Source organism: Oceanicella actignis (assembly GCF_008124525.1).
GTDB classification, from domain to species: domain Bacteria; phylum Pseudomonadota; class Alphaproteobacteria; order Rhodobacterales; family Rhodobacteraceae; genus Oceanicella; species Oceanicella actignis.
Genome location: NZ_VNHJ01000005.1, coordinates 38,198 through 57,209 on the forward strand (window position 1 = coordinate 38,198; position 19,012 = coordinate 57,209).

Below are 19,012 nucleotides of genomic sequence, written 5' to 3' on the forward strand. Positions count from 1 at the left end.
GTCGCCGATCCTTTCCACTCCGCGCGGCCTGGGCCGGATGCACGAGCGTCATCCTAGCACGAGAGCGGCCGCGCGCGGACCGCAAAGGCGCCGATCCGCGCCGCCGGAAGGCGCGGGCAGCGGCGCGGGGAGCGGGGGCGGGGGCCGGCCGGCCCGGGCGCGCCGCGTCGCGCGCCCAGCCTGCGCGTGTCGGGCGTGTGCGGCGCGGGCGCCCGGCGCCGATGCGCCGCGCGCGGCCCTCAGGCGGCCTTCGTCGCGGGGCCCGCGGCGTCGAGCCGTCCGGCGGCGAGCGCCGACAGCGCAATCATGAGCGTCGCCGTCCCCAGCATCAGCGCCAGCCCGCCGACCTGGTAGGTGAGCCCGGAGAGGGCGGTTCCAAGCAGCCGTCCCGCCGCGTTCGCCATGTAGTAGAAGCCCACATCCATCGTCACCCGTTCGGCCCTCGAAAAGGCCAGGATCAGGTAGGAATGCAGCGCCGAGTTGATCGCGAAGATCGCGCCGAACGCCAGCAGCCCCACCGCCAGCGCGGCGGTGAACCAGGGCTGCGGCCCGTCCGCGGCCAGCGCCGCGGCGGTCAGCGCGCCGGGGATGACCGCCAGCGCCCAGGCCCAGCCGCACGCTCCGGCGATCAGTTCGCGCTCGGAGCGCTCGCCTGCGCGCAACAGCCCGGGCGCCAGGGCCTGCATCGCGCCATAGAGAACGACCCACAGCGCCATGAAGGCCCCGACCGTGAAGAAGGCCGCGCGCGCGCCCTCGGCCGTGCCGTCCGAAAGCGCGGCGTGAAAATGGATCGGCACGCCGACCACGAACCACACGTCCCGCGCGCCGAACAGGAACACCCGCGCCGCCGACAGCCGGTTGACGTTCGCCGAGGTGGAGAAGATCTCGGCGAATTTCGCCCCCTTGCGCCCCCTTGGCAGGTTCGGCGGCATGGCCGCCAGCGTGGCCGCAAGGATCGCCGCCAGCGCCGCCGCCATCCCCAGCACGGCCCCCGCGAAGCCGACCGTGGCCAGCAGCGACGCGCCCAGCGCAAAGCCCAGCCCCTTGACCGCGTTCTTCGACCCCGTGAGGATCGCCGTCCAGCGGAACAGGGCGCCCCGCGCGTCCGGCGCAAGGATCTTGACCGCCGATTTCGAGGACATCTTGGCAAGATCCTTGGCCACGCCGCTCACCCCCTGCACGAGCATGACGAAGGCGACCGAAGGCCCCACGCCCCATGCCGGGTCGAGCTGCGCCAGCGCCGCAAGCGCCGCGACCTGAAGCGCCAGCCCCGCGTAAAGCGTCGAGGCCAGACCGAAGCGCGCCGCGATCCAGCCGGCGGACAGATTGGCCGCCATGCCCGCGATCTCGTAAAGCAGGAACAGATAGGCCAGCTGGACCGGCGTGAAGCCAAGCGTGTGAAAATGCAGCAGCACCAGCATGCGCAGCGCGCCGTCGGTCAGCATGAACGCCCAGTAGGCGGCGGTGACGGCGACATAGGCGCCCAGGCCCCGAGGGCGCGCGCTCACAGCGACGCTCCGACCATCAGCGCCACGTCCACGAGGCGGTGGGCATAGCCCATCTCGTTGTCATACCAGGCGAAGACCTTCGCCTGCGTGCCGTCCACGACCATGGTCGAGGGCCCATCCACGACGCCCGAGCGCGTGTCGTTGACGAAATCGGCCGAGACGAGCGGGCGCTCCTCATAGCCCAGAACGCCCCGCAGCGGTCCCTCGGCGGCGGCCTTGAACAGCGCGTTGACCTCTTCGGCCGTCGTCGGCCGGCGCAGCTCGAACACGCAATCCGCCAGCGAGGCGTTCAGAAGCGGCACGCGCACCGCATGGCCGTTCAGGCGGCCTTCGAGCTCGGGATAGATCAGCGTGATCGCCGTCGCCGAACCCGTGGTGGTCGGGATCAGCGAGTTGAGCGCCGAGCGCGCGCGGCGCAGGTCCTTGGCGGGCCGGTCGGCGATGGTCTGGGAGTTGGTCGCGTCATGGATCGTCGTCATGGAGCCATGACGGATGCCGATCGCCTCGTGCAGAACCTTGACCACCGGCGCAAGGCAGTTGGTGGTGCAGCTGGCCGCCGTCACGATGCGGTGGCGCGCGGGGTCGTAGCTGCGGTGATTGACGCCGTAGACGATGTTCGCCGCCTCGTCGTCCTTCACCGGCGCCGAGACGACCACCTTCCTGACCCCCGCGTCGAAACAGGGCGCCAGCCGGGCCGCCGTCCTGAAGGCGCCGGTGCAGTCGATGAGGGCGTCCACGCCCGCGAGCGGCAGCGCCCCGAGCTCGCGCGCGCCGACGAAGGGCAGCCGCACGCCGTCGATGGTCACGCTTTCGCGGTCATGGGCGAAGCGGGCGTTCCATCGGCCATGGACGGTGTCGAACTCGAGCAGATGCGCGTGCATCGCCGGATCGCCCGTCGCATCGTTGATCCAGGCGATCCGGGCGCCCCTTTCAAGAAGCGCCCGCAGGGCCAGCTTGCCGATGCGGCCAAGGCCGTTGAGAGCGTAGACGGTCATGCGTGCGTCTCCTTGCGGCCGGTCGCGGCGGCCGCTCCTTGCGAGTGAAGCCTGCCCGGCGCATCGCGCCCGCCGGCCCGTCGGGCCCGGCCGGGCCGCGCGCGGCGGGGCGGGGACGGCGCCTGGCGCTGGCGGCGGCTCATGTCCGGTTTCCCTTGCAGATGCGGATCATGGGCGCGGTCCGCCCGCGCGGACTTGCGCCGCCGCATCACTGAGCCGATTCGTGTGACAGTCGCAATCGCGCCGCGCCCGCCGCCGGCGCCCGGGCGCGGGCGGATGGCTCGGCGGGCGCCGCGCCCCCGCCCCTGGCGGCGAGGGCGCGGCGCGGGTTGGCGGCGGCGCGGTCCTGGCGCTCCGCGCGCAGGGCCCCGGCCTGCAATCCGCCGCGACGGGGGCGGGGCGGCGGGGCAGGCCGGCGGGGCGGTCGGCGGGGCGGAGCGTCGGCCCGCCGAAGGACCTGCCGCCCGCTCGGCGCGCGTTCGCCGCGCTGGGGCGCGGCCCCGGTCGGCTGGACGATGCGCGGCGCCGGCCCGCGCCTTCGGCGCGCGCATGGGCGCGGGCCGAGCATGCGCTCGGGCCTGCGCAGGCTGCCGGCGCCTTCGGCGCGGGCTTCGGTGCGGGACCGCCGCGCTTCGCCGCGACAGGCCGGGGCGCGGCGGTCGGCCCCGGCGGCGGGTCACGCGGCGGCGAAGGCGTCGCGGTAGCGCTCGCGCAGCAGGTTCTTCTGCACCTTCCCCATGGTGTTGCGCGGCAGCTCGTCCACGAAGACGTATTCGCGCGGGTGCTTGAAGCGCGCCAGCGCCGCGCGCACGGCCTGCTCCAGCGCCGCGCGCTCGGGCCTGGCGCCCTTTTCGGGCACGATCACCGCCAGCGGGGTTTCGCCGAAATCCGGGTGCGGCACGCCGATGACGGCGCTTTCCTTCACCCCCGGCTGGGCGTCGAGCACAAGCTCGATCTCCTTGGGATAGATGTTGTAGCCGCCCGAGATGATCAGGTCCTTGTTGCGCCCGACGATGTGGATGTAGCCGTCGGAATCGACCATGCCCAGATCGCCCGTGATGAAGAACCCGTCCTCGCGCAGCTCCTGCGCGGTCTTCTCGGGCATGCGCCAGTAGCCCTTGAACACGTTCGGCCCGCGCACCTCGATCTGGCCGATCTCGCCCGGGGGCAGCTCGGCGCCCGTCTCGGGATCGGTGATCCTGATCTCGACCCCCGGCAGCGGAAAGCCGACCGTTCCGGCCCGGCGCTCGCCGTCATAGGGGTTCGAGGTGTTCATGTTCGTCTCGGTCATGCCGTAGCGCTCGAGAATCCGATGCCCCGTGCGCTCTTCGAAGGCGCGGTGCGTCTCGGCCAGAAGCGGCGCCGAGCCCGAGACGAACAGGCGCATGTGCGCCACCAGCTCGCGCGTCAGGCGCGGATCGTCCAGAAGGCGCGTGTAGAAGGTCGGCACGCCCATCATGGCCGTCGCGCGGGGCAGGTTCTCGATGATCTGGTCGATGTCGAACCGGGGCAGGAAGATCATGCTCGCGCCCGCGGCCAGCACGACGTTCGTCGCCACGAAAAGCCCGTGGGTGTGGAAGATCGGCAGCGCATGCAGCAGAACGTCGCGCTCGGTGAAGCGCCAGACCTCGGTCAGGGTCAGCGCGCTGGACAGAAGGTTGCCCTGGGTCAGCATCGCCCCCTTCGAGCGGCCCGTCGTGCCCGAGGTGTAGAGCAGGGCGGCCAGGTCGTCCTCGTCGCGGTCGACGGTGGCGAAGCGGTCGCTCTGGCCGGCGGCGCGCTCGGTCAGCGAGCCGCTTCCGTCGGCGGCCAGCGTCTCGAGCCGCGCGCCCAGACGCCGGGCCATCGCGCCGATCTCGTCCTTGCGGGCCGGGTCGCAGACGATCAGCCCCGCGCCGCTGTTCTCGATGAAGTAGCTAAGCTCGTCCGAGGTGTAGGCGGTGTTGAGCGGCAGGAACACCAGCCCCGCCCGCACGCAGGCGGCGTAGAGCATCAGCGCCTCGGGCGACTTCTCGACCTGCGCCGCGACCCGGTCGCCCGGCGCAAGCCCCATCTCGGCCATGGCGCCCCCGATCTGCGCGCTGCGGCTCAGGAACCGGGCGTAGCTGATCTCGCGCCCGTCGGGCAGGCGGATGAACGGCTTGGTCTTGCCTTCGTGGATGGCGAAGAGGCGGTCGTAAAGCGGGTTGGCCATGGCGTCATCGTTCCTCGGTGGGGCTGATCTGGGCGCGCTCGGCAAGCGCGCGGACCTCGGCGCTTGCGCGAACCTCGCGCCGGGCGACGAAAGCCTCGTGATTCTGCGCGACCTTGCCAAGGTCATACAGGTAGTTGACCATCGCGCCGCCCGATTGCGCGCGTCCCTTGGGCGAGACGTCGGCATCGGCGTGAACGGCGTGCACGATCGCGCCGTTGCCCAGGTGAAAGCGCGCGACGGGGTCGAAGGGCATGCCGTCGCGCCCCTTGGCGTTGAGCAGATACCACGCGGCCAGCCTGCGCATGCGCTCGGGGTCGGCGGGATCCCACGCGACGCCCTCGCGCTCGAGCCACTCGACCAGCCGCGGGATCGGCGAGAGCGTCACGAAGGTCGAAAGCTGCGGCAGGTCGGCGGCAAGGTCGGCCGCCACCTGCTTGATCAGCGAGTTGCCGAACGAAATCCCCGACAGGCCCTTCTGGCAGTTCGAGATCGAGTAGAAGACCGCCGCGTCGGCCTCTTCGGCGGGCAGCGGCGGGCGGTCCTCGGCCAGAAGCGCCTGGATCGAGCTGGGAACGCCGCGCGTCAGCGCCACCTCGACGAAGATCAGCGGCTCGTCCGGCATGGCGGGGTGAAAGAAGGCGTAGCAGCGCCGGTCCTCGGGCTGAAGGCGGCGGCGCAGATCGTCCCAGCTGTCGATGGCGTGCACCGCCTCGTAGGCGATGATCTTCTCGAGGATGTGCGCCGGGCTTTCCCAGCTGATCCTGCGCAGCACCAGAAAGCCGCGGTTGAACCACGAGGCGAACAGGTGGCGGAAGTCCTGGTCCAGCGCCTCGAGCGGCGGATCGCCGCGCCCCAGCCGCAGAAGGTCGGCGCGCATGCGCACAAGGCGCGTCGTCGCACCCGGCGCCTGGTTGAGCCGGCGGATCAGCTCCTGGCGCGGCGGCTCGGCGGCGGCGGCGAAGGCCTGGTAGGTGTCGCGGGCGGGGCGCGCCTCGTAGCCCTCGAGCGCGGCGCGCACGGCCCGGGGGTCGATGTCCATCGTGCGCGCGACCTCGGACAGGAAGTCGCGCCGGCCCGCGTCGTCGAGCGCCTCGTAGCGGGCCAGAACGGCCTCGGCCAGCGCCAGCCCCGACGCCTCGCCCGCCGAGCCCAGCAGCGCATGGGCCAGCTCGGGCAGGGGCCGGTCCGCGAAGCGGGGCCGCACGCGCTCGCCGCGCTGGCGGCGCTCGAAGACGGTGGCCAGAAGATCGGCCAGCCGGGTCATTGCGCCGGCCCCATCACCGCGTCGGGCAGCCAGGTGGCCAGGCCCGGAAAGAGGCACAGCAGGATGATGGCCAGCACCATGCACCCCACATAGGGCAGCGAGCCGACCAGGATGGTGCGCAGCGAGATGTCGGGCGCGATGCCGTTGATGACATACAGGTTCAGCCCCACGGGCGGCGAGATCAGCCCGATCTCCATGTTGATCGTCAGCACCACGGCGAACCAGATCGGATCGAAGCCGGCGGTGGTGATGATCGGCAGCAGGATCGGCGCCGCCATCAGGATCACCGCCACGGGCGGCAGGAAGAAGCCCGCGACCAGCAGGAACAGGTTGACCGCGCCCATCAGCACCCAGCGGTTCACCTCCAGCGTGCCGATCCACTGGGCGATGGACTGGGTGATGAACAGGGCGCTGAGCATGTAGGAGAACACGCCCGCGGCGGCGATGATGAACAGGATCATCACGCTTTCGCGCGTGCTGTCGCGCAGCACCGCCCAGATCGCGCGCGGGTCCCACATGCGATAGATGACGATGGCGATCAGAAGGCACAGCAGCGCCCCCACCGCCGCCGTCTCGGACGGCGTCGCGACGCCGCCATACATGGCGTAGAGGACGCCCATGATGATGGCGACGAAGGGCAGCACGCGCGGCAGGATCTCGAAGCGCTCGGCCCACGAATAGCTGCGCGGGGCCAGCCGCGCCGCGTCGCCCGAGGCCCAGGTCGAGTAGAGCGACCAGGCCATGAACAGCGCCACCAGCAGCAGCCCCGGAACGACGCCGGCAAGGAACAGGCGGCCGATCGAGGTCTCGGTCGCGATGCCGTAGACGATCATCGTCACCGAAGGCGGGATCAGGATGCCCAGCGTGCCCCCCGCCGCGATCGAGCCGGCGGCCACGCCGTCGGGATAGCCGCGCTTGCGCATCTCGGGAATGCCCATCTTGCCGATGGCCGCGCAGGTGGCCGGGCTTGAGCCCGACATGGCGGCGAACAGCGCGCAGGCGCCCAGATTCGACATCACCAGCCCGCCCGGCACCCTGGTCAGCCAGCGCTCGAGCGCCTCGTAAAGGTCCGCGCCCGCCCGCGTGGACGAGATCGCCGCGCCCATGATGATGAACATCGGGATCGACAGCAGCGCAAAGTTGTCGAGCTTGCCGAAGAAGATCTCGGGCATCAGCTCGAGCGAGCGCGCGCCGTCGAAGATCATGAGGAACGCCGCCGACACGATCAGCAGCCCCAGCGCCACCGAGACCCCCGAGAACAGCACCAGGATGGTCGCGGCGGCCACGAGGGCGCCCAGAAGCAACGGATCCATCAGGCGGCCTCCAGTCCGAAGGGCTTGTCGTCGCCGGCGATCAGCGCCGCCAGATCCGCCGTCAGCTGCAGCAGCAGCAGCCCGAAGCCCACCGGCAGCGACAGGTAGGGAATCCACAGCCGCACGCCCCAGACCGTGTCCGAGCGCCAGCCGCGCTCCCACGCCACGTGCCAGTATTCGAAGCCGTGGAACAGCATCAGGGCGACGATGGCGATCGAGCCGATCGAGGTCGCCACCGCCAGCGCGAAGCGCGCCCGGCGGGGCAGGGCCAGCGGAACGAGGTCGACGTTGACATGCCCGCGCAGCAGCTGGACGTAGGGCAGGCCGACGAGCGTCGCGGCGACGACCAGGTAAACCACCGCCTCGGTTTGCCAGACGGTCGAGCCGTTCAGGACGAAGCGGATGAAGATCATCTGACAGGTGATGGCCACCGCGGCCAGGATCATGCCGGCGGCGCACCAGCCGGCGGCTTGCGAGATCGCCGCCACGACGCGCACGAAGGCCATGGGCGAGGGGGAGCGGGGCTGGGTGGACGGAGTTGCGGTCATGCGATGCTCCGGGGCGTGGAATGGGTTTGCGCAGGCGCCGGGGCGCCGAAGGCGACGACGGGGCGGCGCGCAGGCGCGGCCGCCCCGCCTCGCGTCATCGGATCACTCGACCGACAGGGCCAGATCCAGCAGCCGCTGGCCGTCGGGAACCTCCTCGACGAAGGCCTTGTAGGAGGTCCGGCGGGCGATCTCGCGCCATGCCTCGAAATCCTCGGGCGTCATCTCGGCGATCTCGACGCCCGCCTTGCGGAAGACCTCGACCGACTCGGCGTCCTGCTTCTTGGCCTCTTCAAGGTAGAAGGCCTCGGCCTTGGCGGCGGCGTCGCGCAGGGCCTTCCGCTGCTCGGGCGTCAGGCTTTCGAAGGTGGACTTGTTCATCAGGAGCGGCTGATACATGAACCACAGCGCCACGTCGCCCGCGGGGGTGTAGCAGCTGGCCACCTCGTAGATGCGATAGCTGACGAAGGACGAGGACGAGGTGTTCGCGCCGTCGAGAACGCCGGTCTGGAAGGCGTTGTAGATCTCGGACGAGGCCATGGACGCGATCGAGGCGCCCGCGCCCGCCAGCATCTGCTCGAACGACTTGCCCGCGGCGCGCATCTGCAGGCCCTTCACGTCCTCGGGGCCGGTGATGCACTTGTCCTTGCCCGCGAAGCCGCCCGCCAGATAGCCGTGGACCAGGACCATGACGTCGTCCTCGGCCATCTTCTTCTCCAGCTCCTTCATGAAGGGCGAGCGGACGAGGCGCGCGGCGTGGTCGTGGTTCTTCACCAGCCCCGGCATCAGGGTCAGGTTGTAGGCCGGCTGCTGGCCGGCGGCGTAGGCCAGCGGCAGCACGGTCATGTCGAGCTGGCCGCGCGAAAGCGGCTTGTATTGCTCGCGCGGCTTGAACAGGCTTTTCGAGCCGTAGATCTTGATCTCGAGCCCGACATTCGCCTTGGCGACCTCGTCGGCGACCATCTGCGCCACCTTGTGGCGCACGTCCTGGTTCGACCATTGATGCGACAGGCGCAGCTCGCGCGCCTCGGCGGCGCCGAGCGCGACGGCGGCGGCCGTCGCGGCCGCGAACGCCGTTGCAACGAACGATTTCATGGCTTTCCTCCCATGTGGCTTCGGTTCCGGTCCGCCGGTTCTGCGCCGGCTCGGGGGGCAGCATAGGGGCCGCGTGTTTTCCTGGTCAACTTTTTTGTATACAAGAACGCCGGGATTGCGTTCCAGAGGGTGGGATGATAGCCTTTTCCGCATGCAGGAAAGACGCGCCGACATCATCGCCCGCGAGCTCGAGGAGCGGATCTTCGACGGAACCCTTCCGGCCGGCGCGCGGCTGGACGAGGTGCGTCTGGCCGAGCATTTCGGCGTCTCGCGCACGCCGCTGCGCGAGGCCCTTCAGGGGCTGGCGCGCTCGGGTCTGGTCGAGCTGGTGCCCCGGCGCGGCGCCTTCGTGCGCAAGCTCGGCCCGGTCGAGCTCATGGAGATGTTCGAGGTCATGGCCGAGCTCGAGGTGGTGTGCGGGCGCCTTGCGGCCAAGCGCATCTCCGAGGCGGCGCTGGACGAGCTTCGGGCGGCCAACGCCCGCTGCCGCGCCGCGGTCGAGGCTGGCGATCCCGAGGCCTACTACGCCGGGAACGAGCGCTTTCACGGCATCATCTACCGCGAGTCCGGCAACGGCTTTCTCGAGGGCGAGACCCGCGCGCTGCACCGGCGCCTCAAGCCCTTTCGGCGCCGGCAGCTGCGGCTGCGCGGGCGCATGGCGCAGTCGATGCAGGAGCACGAGGCCATTCTGGCGGCGCTCGAGGCGGGCGACGAGGCGATGGCCGCCGAAGCCCTGCGCGGCCATGTGGCGATCCAGGGCGAGAAGTTCTTCTGCCTCATGTCCAGCCTGAAGCCCGCCGCGGCGGAGTGACCCGCGCGCGTCGCCGCGGGCGGGCGGCGTGCGCGTCCGTCAGACGCCGCGCCCCGCGGCCGAGGGGACGCCGCCCGCGGCCTTGCGCCCGCGCCGGGCCGGCCCCGGCTGCGCCCGACGCCGCCGCCGCGCGGCGCGCCCGAGGGCGCGACGAGCCGCTCCGGCGGCGCATGAGCGGCGCGCGGGGGCGGGGGTCACTCGTCCTCGTCCTGGCGGATCAGCTTGATCGTGCCCTGCTTGGCCAGGGTCAGGATCGCCTGGATGACCTCGCCCTGCGCGGCCTCGCCTTCCTTCTGGCGGATGTCGTCCATCATCTCCATGTCCTCGATCAGACGCTCGGACAGGCGCTTGGGGATGTTGTTGAGGATGAAGTCGGCGGCGGGGTCCTGCGCCGCGCGCGCGGTCTTGAGCGCGGCCAGCAGGACGGGCTCGTCGACCGCCTTGACGATCTGCGCCACGTCGCGCGCCGCCACGCGGTCGGCGATGTCGGCGAAGGTGAACATCAGCTTCTGCACTTCCTGCGCCAGCTTGGCGTCGGTCTCCTCCATGTGCTTGAGGAGCGCTTCGCGCACCTCGCCGCCCACATGGTTCATGAGGTTGGCGATCACCTCGGTCGGCTTGCGCACGCCCTGCGTGCGCTCGGCGGCCACGACCACGTCGCGCTCGATGATGGCCGAGACGATCTCGAGCGCCCTGGGTTCGATCCGCGGCGCGCGGCCCATGCGCAGAACCACCTCGCGCGCCAGCGCATCCTCGAGCCGCTCGAGGATGCGCGCGGCCTGAACCGAGCGCAGCTTGGACAGGATGACGGCGATGACCTGCGGATGCTCGGTGTGCAGCCAGTTGGCCAGCTGCGGATCGGGCGTGTCGCCAAGCCGCGTCCACAGCGAGCGGCCGCCCTTGCCGCTCAGATCCTCCATGATGCGCGCCACGCCGTCGGGGCCCACGACCTTGACCAGGAAATTGCGCGCCGCCTCGGCGCCGCCGCGCAAGGTCAGCTCGTCGCCGACCAGGGCCAGGAATTCCTCCAGCACCTCGACGACCTGGTGGTGGGGCACCTGATCGATGCGCGAGACGGTGCGCGCGAACAGGCGCACGCCGTCGTCGCCCATGGCGCCCAGGATTTCCTTGGCCGTCTCGGGGCCGAGCGCCACCAGCACCACCGCCGCCTTCTCGGCCAGCGTCAGGGGGCGCGCCGGCAGGGCGGGGCGCGCGGCGACGGCCACCTCGGCGCGGGGGGCGACGGCGGGCAGGTTGGCGGTCTGGGCGGCAGCCTCGCTCATTGGCCATAACCTCGGACAAGCGCGCCGGCCAGCAGCGACCATCCGTCGCCGACCACGAAGAAGGCCAGCTTGAACGGAAGCGACACCACGGCCGGCGGAACCATCATCATGCCCATCGCCATCAGGATCGAGGCGACGGCCAGGTCGATCAGCAGGAAGGGAAGGAAGACGAGGAAGCCGATCTCGAAGGCGCGCTGCATCTCGCTCAGCAGAAAGGCCGGCGCCAGGATCGACAGCGGCGCGGGATCGGCGGGCGGCGCGGCCTCGCGCCCCGGCGCGACCGCGGCCATCTCGGCCAGCGTCTGGGGGTCCACGCGCGCCTCCATGAAGACGCGGAAGGGCGCAAGGGTGCGCTCGAAGGCCGTTTGCGCGTCGATCTGCTGCGCGAACAGGGGTTCGAGCCCCTGGGTCCATGCGTCGACGAAGACCGGCTCCATCACGAAATAGGTCAGGAACAGCGCCAGGCTGACGATCATCATGCTGGGCGGCGCCTGCTGCACGCCGATGGCCTGCCGCAGGATCGACAGAACCGTGACGATGAAGGGAAAGCAGGTGGCCATCACCGCGATGGCCGGGGCCAGGCTGAGCAGCGTCACCAGCCCGAACAGCTGGACCGCGCGCAGCGTCAGCGAGCCTTCGCCGCCGAGGTCGATCGAGACCTGCTGCGCGGCGGCCGGCGCGGCGATCAGAACCGCCGCCGCCAGCGCGCACAGCGCGGCCGCTCGCCTGACCCGTTCAGACGCCATTCGACAGATCCGCCACCTCGGTCAGCCGCACGGCGAGGCGGCCGCTGTTGTCGTCCATCTCCTGCAGCTCGCCGCGCGCGATCAGCTTCTCGCCGATATAGATCTCGACGGGGTCCTCGATGCTGCTGTCCAGCGGCAGCACCGAATCGCGGCGCAGGTTCACCAGCTCGGAGATCAACGGGCGCGCCTTGCCGACCGAGACCACGACCTCGATCGGGACGCTGAGCACCGCCGCGGCCTTGGACGGCCTGGCGGCGGGCTGGGGGGATTCCTCTTGCGCGGCGGCGACGTCCTCAGCCATTGGCCTTCATCTCCTTGCGGGGTTGGAAATGCGCATCGATCGCGGCGTGCGCTTCGGCGATGCAGGTGTCGAGGTCGATCTTGTCCACGCCCTCGTCCCACTCGACGAGGGCCGTAATGGGCGACAGCTCGGGGTCGGCGGTCAGTTCGGCCTTGACGCCGGCGTAATCCAGCGCTTCGCGCACATTCTGCTCCTGGGCGGGGGCGACGCGGATGCGCAGGGGCGACTGCGGGACGCGGCGCAGCGCGTCGGCCGCGACGCGGGCGACCTCATCCGCCAGGCCAAGCCGCGCGAAGGCCGGCGCGACCGCGGTCAGAAGGGCGTTGGCGACGCGCTCGAGCCCGGCCGCCGCCTCTTCCTGGGCGCGGGCGCGGATCAGCTCGACGTCGCCGGCGCGCTCGGCGATCTCGGCCAGAAGCAGGCGCATCTCGGCGAAGAAGTCGGCCTCGGCGCGGGCGACGCCTTCCTCGAAGCCGGCGGCGCGCCCCTCGCCGCGGGCGGCGGCGATCATCGCGTCGAGCTCGGCGCGCGTCATGGGCGGGGCCATCTCCTGCGCGCCGGCGGGCTGGGGCGGCGGGGCGGCGGGGCGCGGCGCCTCGCGCACGACCGACAGCGCCGGACCCGAGGCGGCCCTGGCCTCTCGGGCGGCCTCGAGGTCGGCGTCGAAGCTTTCCCACTTCAGGGCATGTCCGCTCATGCGCGTTCTCCTTCGGCTTCGGCGGTTTCAAGCCAGCTGCGCAGAACCAGCGTGGCGTCCTCCTTGCGCGCCTCGACGGTCTTGCGCAGGGCCTCGACATGGTCGACGGCCACGTTGCGCGCGTCGATCACCTCGCCCGCCGCTTCGAGCGAGCCGGCGACGTCGGGCGTCTGTCCGGGCAGGGCGGGGGCGTTCTGCTCGTTCCCGGACGGGTTGATTTCGGTCAGCCTCGGCTGGGCCGGGGCCGTGATCATCGGGCGCAGCACCAGCAGCCCGAGCGCCAGCGCCACGGCGCTGAGCACGCCCAGCTGGATCAGGGTCATGGCGTTGGCGGCCAGGAAGTCGACCGCGTCGGCCTCGGCCGCCACGCCCTGCTCGGCGGGGCGGGCGAACTCCATGCTCTCGATCGAGACCACGTCGCCGCGCGAGGGGTCGAAGCCCACCGCCGTCTGCACGAGCTCGCGCAGGGCGTCGAGCTCTTCCTTCGGGCGCGGCGTCCACACCTCCTGCCCGTCGGGGCCGACGGTGCGGATGCCGTCCACCAGGACCGCGACCGAGATGCGGGTGACGGCGCCGGGCGCGGTCACGCGCTCGCGCAGGACTTCCGAGACGTCGTAGTTCATGCGCTCGCGCGTGGTGGCGGCGTTGCGCTTGGACTGCCCGCCGCCATTCGCGTCGCCGTCGGGCAGGTTCGAGGCGACGGTGACGTTGGCGGTCGTCCCGGTCTCGGATTCGTTCGTCTCTTCGGTGTCGGAATGGATGGCGACGCGGCTCTGGGGGTCGAGCACGCGCTCGGTGACCTTCTCGGATTCGGTGCGGGTCTCGACCGACACCTCGACCACCGCCGCGCCTTCGCCCACGCGCGCGGCCAGAAGGCGCTCGACATTAGCCTTGAGGATGGCGGCCTTTTCCTCGGCGATCGAGCCGGCGCCCTGCGCGGGCGCGTCCTTGCCCGGCGCCAGGATGACGCCGCCCTCGGCGTCGACCACGGTGACCGCTTCGGGCTGCAGGCCGGCCACGGCCGAGGACACCAGATGCCGGATCGCCTGCGCCTGCGGCTTGCCCAGAACGCCCGAGCGCATGGCCACCGTCACCGAGGCCGTGGGCTCGACGCGGCGCTCGAAGGGCTTGCGGGCGGGGTTGGCGATGTGCACGCGCGCACGCCGCACGCCGGGCAGGGCCAGGATGGTGCGCGCCAGCTCGCCCTCCTTCGCGCGCCAATAGGCGGCGTCGAACATCTCGGAGGTGGTGCCGAAGCCGGACAGATCGTCGAGCAGCTCGTAGCCCGCCGCGCCGCCCGAGGGCCGGCCTTCGGCGGCCAGCGACATGCGCAGGCGGTCGCGCTCGGATTCGGGCACGTAGATGGCGTCGCCGCGCACCTCGTAGGCGACGCCGCGCGATTCGAGCGCGGTCACCACTTCGCCCGCGGCGCCGGGCTCGAGCCCGGCATAGAGCAGCGCCATGGCCGGCTGCGAGGCGATGCGCAGCAGCCCCGCCACGGCGATGATCGCCGCGATGGCCGCCAGTCCCGCGACCAGCCTTTTGCCGGGGTCCATGCCCCGCAGTGTCTGGATCAGGTTCACGCCGTTCTCTCGCCTTGCGTATCCGGGTGGTTACGGATCGGCCTTTCTGGCCTAGGCGCAGCTTTGGCCCCGCAGGCTTAAGATTCGGTTATCGCGTTGAGAAACCTTCGGCCGCCTCGGCGCGCCGCCGCAGGTCGCCGGGGTCGAGCCGGGCGCCGATCCGCGCGGCCTCGTCGGCGATCATCGCGGCCAGTTCGGACTTGAAGCGCTCGGGGCCGAAGCCCATGGCGTGGGCGCGGATCGGGTCGGGGTCCATGCGCGCGCCATGATCGCGCTCGAAGCGCAGAACCGCTTCGGCCAGCGATTCGGGGGTCTGCTCGTCGAAGAACAGTCCCGTGCGCCCCTCGACCACCGTGTCCAGGGCGCCGCCCCCGCGATAGGCGATGACGGGGCGCCCGCACGCCATGGCCTCGAGCGGGACGATGCCGAAATCCTCGACCCCCGGGAAGATCAGCGCCTTGCACGAGCGGTAGAGCGCCGCCATCCGCGACGCGGGCACGCGGCCAAGGAATCGCGTGCGCGGGCCTGCCATGGCCTCGAGGCGGCCGCGTTCGGGGCCGTCGCCCGCCACCGTCAGCGGCAGGTCCAGCGCGCGGAACGCCTGCACGGCGATGTCGGCGCGCTTGTAGGGGACCAGCTCGGACAGGAACAGGTAGCCCGCCTCGCCCTCGGGCGGGCCGGGGGCGTAGGCCGCGAGGTCCACCGGCGGATGGATGACGCGCGCCTCGCGCCCCCAGCAGCGGCGGATGCGGCGCTGGATGAAGCGGGAATTGGCCGCGATGGCGTCCACGCGCGCCGCGCTGGCCGCATCCCACAGGCGCAGGCGCGGCGCGGCGGCGGCGAAGACCGCCCGCCCCAGCGGCCCCAGCGCCGCGCGGTATGCGTGATGCTGGTCCCAGATGTAGCGCATGGGCGAGTGGCAATAGCACAGATGCAGCGCGTCCGGCGGCGCGATCACGCCCTTGGCCGGGCCCGATTCGCTGGACAGCACAAGGTCGTAGCCGCTCAGGTCCAGCTCCTCGAGCGCGCGGGGCATGAGCGGCAGATAGCGTTGATAGGCCCGCCGGGCGCCGGGAAGGCGCGCGATGAAGGTTTCGCGGATGCGGTGGGCGCGCAGGCGCTGGCTGATGTTCTGCGCAATGCAGACATGGGTGAAGATGTCGGCCTCGGGAAACAGCTCGCAGATGCGCTCGAGCACCCGCTCGCCGCCGCGCATTCCGACCAGCCAGTAGTGAATGACGGCGACCTTCACGGGCGCCTCCTTGCGCGCATTCGCCAGCTCAAAGCCCCGTCGGCCGGAGCACCACCCGCACGGTGCGCAGCAACAGCCGAAGGTCGAGCGCCAGGCTGACCCGGCGGCTGTAGTCGAGGTCGATGGCGACGCGCTCGGCATAGCCCGTCTGGTTGCGCGGCCCGGTCTGCCACAGCCCCGTCAGACCCGGGCGCAGGGGCAGGTAGGCCTCGGGGGCGGCGGCGTAGTGGACCATTTCCTCGGCGGTGACGGGGCGCGGGCCGACCAGGCTCATGTCGCCGCGCAGCACGTTCCACAGCTGCGGCAGCTCGTCGAGCGAGGTCTTGCGCAAGAAGCGCCCGAGGGGCGTCACGCGCGGGTCGGGGTCGAGCTTGCCGCGCTCGCGCCAGCGCCGCGCCGCCTCGGGGTCGGTCCGCAGAAGGCGTTCGAGCGCCGCGTCCGCGTCGGGGCGCATGGTGCGGATCTTCCAGCATCGGAACGGGCGCCCGCCCCGGCCGATGCGCGCATGTCCGAAGAAGGGCGCGCCGCCGCCCGCCGCCGTGGCCAGCGCCAGCAGCGCGATGACGGGCAGCGCCGCGGGCAGCATCAGCAGAACCAGCGCGATGTCGAGCGGGCGCTTGAGCCGGCGGGCGTAGAAGCCGTGGGCCCCGCCGCGCATGATGGCCAGACGCATGTTCGGCGCGGCGGAGGTTCGGGGGGCGTTCGCAAACGGCATCGGCAAAAATCTCGACTCGAAAAGACCGGACGCGCGCGCGGCGTCGCCTTGGACGGGCATATCAGCCCAAATTCACATAAAATTCAACGCAAATGACGGTTAACCGCGGCGGCGACGACGCCGGCGGGCGCGAAATCTTGGCCCGGAGCGCCGCCGGCGCTTAACAGGACTTGCCCGCGATGCTATGCCCGAAAGCCGATGGTCGGCGTGCGCCGGGGCGCGGCGCGTCAAGGGCAGGGAGCGACGAGATGAAGAAGGCCGTGTTGCTTGCGGCGTTGGCGGCGGCGGGATGCGGGGCCGTATACACCTCGCCCGCGGTGCACGAGACGGGCGCCGGACTGGCGCTGGGCGCCGCGTCGGATCTGGATGTGCGCGTGGTGCCGCTGACCCATGCCGCCGTGGTCGAGGCGAACATGAGCCCCTACGCGCCCCCGCGCCTGCCCGACGCCTTCCGGCCCCGTCCGGGCGCTCAGGCGCCGGCGCTGGGGCCGGTGGATGCGCGCATGCCGGAACTGCCCGCGCCGCAAGCGGCGGGCGCCGCAGGCGCCGAAGCCGCCGGGGACGATCTGCCCGCCGTCGCCACCCAGCCCGCGCCCCCGCCCGGGCGCCCGGCGCTGCGCCTGCCGCCCGCCGCGCCGCCCGAGCCCTACCGCATCGGCGTGGCCGACGTGATCCTGCTGTCGGCCGACACCTCGAACGCCACGCTCGACCAGGTGCCCGGGCTGATCGCCGCGCAGACCAAGCGCCAAGGCTACATCGTCCAGGACGACGGCGCGGTGGCGATCCCCGATGTCGGGCGCGTGCGCATCGCGGGCCTGACGCTGGAGGAAGCCGAGGCGGCCATCTTCCAGGCCCTGGTCGAGAAGCGCTTCGATCCCTCGTTCAGCCTCGAGATCGCCGAGTTCAACTCGCAGCGCGTCAGCATCGGCGGCGCGGTGCGCGAGCCGCGCATCGCCCCCATCACCCTCAAGCCGCTGCGCCTGTCCGAGGCGCTGCAGATGGCCGGGGGCGTGAACGCCGACGGCGACTACGTCGTGATCCGCCTGTTCCGCGACGGCGAGGTCTATCAGATTCCCTTCGACCGGCTTTACGACCGCGACGGGCTCAACGACGTGACGCTGCGCGACGGCGACAGCGTGTTCGTCGACCTGTCCTACGACGTCGAGCAGGCGCGCGCCTATTTCTCCGAGCAGCTGCGCCGGCGCGAGGCCGAGCTGCGCGAGCGCGAATTCGCGTTCCGCCAGCGTCAGGCCGACATCGACGAGGCGCGCTTCGCCCTGACCATCGCCCAGTTCGAGGCGCAGAAGGTCCAGCTGCGCAACCAGCTGGCGCAGCTGCGTCTTGCAGCGGCGCAATACGAGGCGGCGCGCAACGCCGACCGCCGCGCCGACGAGGCCGCCCAGCGCGCCGCCTTCCGCGACCGTCTCGAGCTGGGCGCCGCGCCGCGCGGCTACGCCTATCTGGCCGGCGAGGCGCGCCGTCCGACCCGTCTGCCGCTGCCCTTCGAGGGGCGCGCCCATCTGGCGGACGCGCTGTTCAACGGCGACGGGCTGAGCATCCAGACCGCCGATTACGGCGAGATCTACGTGTTGCGAGCCTCGTCCCGGCCCGAAGAGTTCGGCGCCGTCACGGCCTATCACCTGAACGCGCGCAACGCCGCCAACCTGGTCAACGCCGCGCGCTTCGAGCTGCGGCCGAACGACATCGTCTTCGTCGCCGAGCAGCCGATCACCACCTGGAACCGCGTGCTGTCGCAGCTGACGCCGACGGTGTTCACCCAGGCCGCCGCGCTGGCCACGAACTGACCGCTCGGGGGCAGGCGGACGGCGCCTTTCGGGGGGCTTCGGGGGGCGGAGCGCGGCCGCGGGGCGCCCTTGGCGGGCGGTCGGCGGGGCGCCGGCTTCGCCCGGAGCGGGGCGGAGCAGTCGGCATCCGCCCGGCCCGGCCAGGCCAGGACCGGAGCATTCGCCGCCGGGCGGCCGCCGCCTCGCGGATCGGCCCGCGTGGACGCGTTGGGGGGCCCGCCCGCCCGGGGCCCCTCGCCGCGTCGCGGCGGCCGGGGCGCGTCGATCCGGTCGCGTCGGCCGCAGCGCGTCGGCCGGCCGCGGCGCGGGGCGCTCAGCCCCCGACGCGCCCGCGCCGGTCGGCCCGCAGCGCCGCGTAAAGCACGTGATTGCGCCAACGCCCGGCGATTTGCAGATAGGCCTGCGCCACGCCCTCATACTTGAACCCGCATCGCTCGAGCACGCGGCGCGAGCGCGCGTTCTCGGGCAGGCAGGCCGCTTCGAGGCGGCTCAGATCCATCCGCCCGAAGGCATGGTCGCGCGCCGCGCTCAGCGCCTCGGTCATCAGTCCGCGCCCGGCCTGCTCGGCCGCGATCCAGTAGCCCACCGTCGCCGCCTGCGCCGGGCCGCGGCGCAGGTTGTCGATGGTCAGCGCCCCGATGACGCGCGCGGGGGCCTCGCGCAGGAACAGCAGCAGCGGCAATCCGCGGTCGTCGTCGATCAGCCGCCGCGCCCAGGCGACGCGGTTGCGAAAGGCGCGTACGCTCAAGTGATCGGGCGCCCAGGCGGGCTCCCAGGGGGCCAGATGCTCGGCGCTTTCGCGCCGCGCCCGCGCCCATGAGGCGTGATCGGCCAGGCGCGGCGGGCGCAGGATCAGGCGCTCGGTCTCGATCGCCGGATCCTTGCGCAGCCGGAACAGCATGCCG

17 protein-coding genes are annotated in these 19,012 nt (G+C 71.9%); 2 read left to right on the forward strand and 15 right to left on the reverse strand.

The window, feature by feature from the left end; genetic code table 11:
* Positions 1 to 239: 239 nt before the first annotated feature.
* From arsJ to dctP, 7 genes are all read right to left on the reverse strand, one after another.
* The gene (arsJ, locus tag LY05_RS08530; RefSeq protein ID WP_148922853.1) at positions 240 to 1,508 is read right to left on the reverse strand and encodes an organoarsenical effux MFS transporter ArsJ; all 1,269 of its coding nucleotides are present in this window, start codon (positions 1,506 to 1,508) and stop codon (positions 240 to 242) included.
* Positions 1,505 to 2,503 (reverse strand): ArsJ-associated glyceraldehyde-3-phosphate dehydrogenase, encoded by a 999-nt coding sequence (locus tag LY05_RS08535; protein WP_148922854.1) that lies wholly within the window; start codon positions 2,501 to 2,503, stop codon positions 1,505 to 1,507. The genes arsJ and LY05_RS08535 overlap by 4 nt, the downstream gene beginning before the upstream one ends.
* A gap of 676 nt (positions 2,504 to 3,179) precedes the next feature.
* Complete coding sequence (locus tag LY05_RS08540; RefSeq protein WP_148922855.1) at positions 3,180 to 4,697, reverse strand: malonate--CoA ligase; 1,518 nt, start codon at positions 4,695 to 4,697, stop codon at positions 3,180 to 3,182.
* A gap of 4 nt (positions 4,698 to 4,701) precedes the next feature.
* Positions 4,702 to 5,961 (reverse strand): malonyl-CoA decarboxylase, encoded by a 1,260-nt coding sequence (locus LY05_RS08545; protein WP_148922856.1) that lies wholly within the window; start codon positions 5,959 to 5,961, stop codon positions 4,702 to 4,704.
* Positions 5,958 to 7,274 carry a TRAP transporter large permease gene (locus LY05_RS08550; protein WP_072747284.1) on the reverse strand — a complete coding sequence of 439 codons (1,317 nt, stop codon included), beginning with the start codon at positions 7,272 to 7,274 and terminating at the stop codon, positions 5,958 to 5,960. Before LY05_RS08550 ends, LY05_RS08545 begins: the two co-directional genes overlap by 4 nt.
* On the reverse strand, positions 7,274 to 7,822 hold the full coding sequence (locus LY05_RS08555) for a TRAP transporter small permease (protein WP_148922857.1): 549 nt from the start codon (positions 7,820 to 7,822) through the stop codon (positions 7,274 to 7,276). Before LY05_RS08555 ends, LY05_RS08550 begins: the two co-directional genes overlap by 1 nt.
* Before the next feature lie 102 nt (positions 7,823 to 7,924).
* Complete coding sequence (gene dctP, locus LY05_RS08560; protein ID WP_148922858.1) at positions 7,925 to 8,914, reverse strand: TRAP transporter substrate-binding protein DctP; 990 nt, start codon at positions 8,912 to 8,914, stop codon at positions 7,925 to 7,927.
* Between the two features lie 151 nt (positions 8,915 to 9,065).
* On the opposite strand from dctP, the gene LY05_RS08565 reads away from it, so the two are divergent.
* Positions 9,066 to 9,725 carry a GntR family transcriptional regulator gene (locus tag LY05_RS08565; protein ID WP_072747287.1) on the forward strand — a complete coding sequence of 220 codons (660 nt, stop codon included), beginning with the start codon at positions 9,066 to 9,068 and terminating at the stop codon, positions 9,723 to 9,725.
* Between the two features lie 194 nt (positions 9,726 to 9,919).
* Here the strand turns inward: LY05_RS08565 and LY05_RS08570 are convergent, their stop codons facing one another.
* The 7 genes from LY05_RS08570 to LY05_RS08600 all read right to left on the reverse strand — a co-directional run bounded on the left by LY05_RS08570 (position 9,920) and on the right by LY05_RS08600 (position 16,260).
* A complete protein-coding gene (locus LY05_RS08570) occupies positions 9,920 to 11,008 on the reverse strand; it encodes a flagellar motor switch protein FliG (protein ID WP_072747288.1) in 1,089 nt (362 codons plus the stop codon).
* Positions 11,005 to 11,754 carry a flagellar type III secretion system pore protein FliP gene (gene fliP, locus LY05_RS08575; RefSeq protein WP_148922859.1) on the reverse strand — a complete coding sequence of 250 codons (750 nt, stop codon included), beginning with the start codon at positions 11,752 to 11,754 and terminating at the stop codon, positions 11,005 to 11,007. Before fliP ends, LY05_RS08570 begins: the two co-directional genes overlap by 4 nt.
* The gene (locus LY05_RS08580) at positions 11,744 to 12,055 is read right to left on the reverse strand and encodes a FliM/FliN family flagellar motor switch protein (RefSeq protein ID WP_083581281.1); all 312 of its coding nucleotides are present in this window, start codon (positions 12,053 to 12,055) and stop codon (positions 11,744 to 11,746) included. Before LY05_RS08580 ends, fliP begins: the two co-directional genes overlap by 11 nt.
* Positions 12,048 to 12,752 carry a FliH/SctL family protein gene (locus LY05_RS08585; protein ID WP_148922860.1) on the reverse strand — a complete coding sequence of 235 codons (705 nt, stop codon included), beginning with the start codon at positions 12,750 to 12,752 and terminating at the stop codon, positions 12,048 to 12,050. Before LY05_RS08585 ends, LY05_RS08580 begins: the two co-directional genes overlap by 8 nt.
* Positions 12,749 to 14,335 (reverse strand): flagellar basal-body MS-ring/collar protein FliF, encoded by a 1,587-nt coding sequence (gene fliF / locus LY05_RS08590; protein ID WP_342707609.1) that lies wholly within the window; start codon positions 14,333 to 14,335, stop codon positions 12,749 to 12,751. Before fliF ends, LY05_RS08585 begins: the two co-directional genes overlap by 4 nt.
* A gap of 88 nt (positions 14,336 to 14,423) precedes the next feature.
* A complete protein-coding gene (locus LY05_RS08595; protein WP_148922861.1) occupies positions 14,424 to 15,587 on the reverse strand; it encodes a glycosyltransferase in 1,164 nt (387 codons plus the stop codon).
* Positions 15,588 to 15,615: 28 nt separating this feature from the next.
* Positions 15,616 to 16,260 (reverse strand): sugar transferase, encoded by a 645-nt coding sequence (locus tag LY05_RS08600; protein ID WP_249041909.1) that lies wholly within the window; start codon positions 16,258 to 16,260, stop codon positions 15,616 to 15,618.
* Between the two features lie 290 nt (positions 16,261 to 16,550).
* Here LY05_RS08600 and LY05_RS08605 point away from each other — a divergent pair, with 290 nt between their 5' ends.
* Complete coding sequence (locus tag LY05_RS08605) at positions 16,551 to 18,107, forward strand: polysaccharide biosynthesis/export family protein (RefSeq protein ID WP_249041910.1); 1,557 nt, start codon at positions 16,551 to 16,553, stop codon at positions 18,105 to 18,107.
* 313 nt (positions 18,108 to 18,420) lie between these two features.
* Here LY05_RS08605 and LY05_RS08610 read toward each other — a convergent pair whose 3' ends face one another.
* A complete protein-coding gene (locus LY05_RS08610) occupies positions 18,421 to 19,005 on the reverse strand; it encodes a GNAT family N-acetyltransferase (RefSeq protein ID WP_428842402.1) in 585 nt (194 codons plus the stop codon).
* Between the last annotated feature and the right edge of the window lie 7 nt (positions 19,006 to 19,012).

Bases quoted from the DNA above. Each gene is read 5' to 3' on its own strand.
- LY05_RS08580 (WP_083581281.1), bottom strand. From the start codon at position 12,055: ATGGCTGAGGACGTCGCCGCCGCGCAAGAGGAATCCCCCCAGCCCGCC.
- LY05_RS08605 (WP_249041910.1), top strand. From the start codon at position 16,551: ATGAAGAAGGCCGTGTTGCTTGCGGCGTTGGCGGCGGCGGGATGCGGG.
- LY05_RS08570 (WP_072747288.1), bottom strand. From the start codon at position 11,008: ATGAGCGAGGCTGCCGCCCAGACCGCCAACCTGCCCGCCGTCGCCCCC.
- LY05_RS08535 (WP_148922854.1), bottom strand. From the start codon at position 2,503: ATGACCGTCTACGCTCTCAACGGCCTTGGCCGCATCGGCAAGCTGGCC.
- LY05_RS08555 (WP_148922857.1), bottom strand. From the start codon at position 7,822: ATGACCGCAACTCCGTCCACCCAGCCCCGCTCCCCCTCGCCCATGGCC.
- LY05_RS08565 (WP_072747287.1), top strand. From the start codon at position 9,066: ATGCAGGAAAGACGCGCCGACATCATCGCCCGCGAGCTCGAGGAGCGG.
- LY05_RS08540 (WP_148922855.1), bottom strand. From the start codon at position 4,697: ATGGCCAACCCGCTTTACGACCGCCTCTTCGCCATCCACGAAGGCAAG.
- LY05_RS08600 (WP_249041909.1), bottom strand. From the start codon at position 16,260: ATGCGTCTGGCCATCATGCGCGGCGGGGCCCACGGCTTCTACGCCCGC.
- dctP (WP_148922858.1), bottom strand. From the start codon at position 8,914: ATGAAATCGTTCGTTGCAACGGCGTTCGCGGCCGCGACGGCCGCCGCC.
- LY05_RS08545 (WP_148922856.1), bottom strand. From the start codon at position 5,961: ATGACCCGGCTGGCCGATCTTCTGGCCACCGTCTTCGAGCGCCGCCAG.
- LY05_RS08585 (WP_148922860.1), bottom strand. From the start codon at position 12,752: ATGAGCGGACATGCCCTGAAGTGGGAAAGCTTCGACGCCGACCTCGAG.
- LY05_RS08550 (WP_072747284.1), bottom strand. From the start codon at position 7,274: ATGGATCCGTTGCTTCTGGGCGCCCTCGTGGCCGCCGCGACCATCCTG.
- fliP (WP_148922859.1), bottom strand. From the start codon at position 11,754: ATGGCGTCTGAACGGGTCAGGCGAGCGGCCGCGCTGTGCGCGCTGGCG.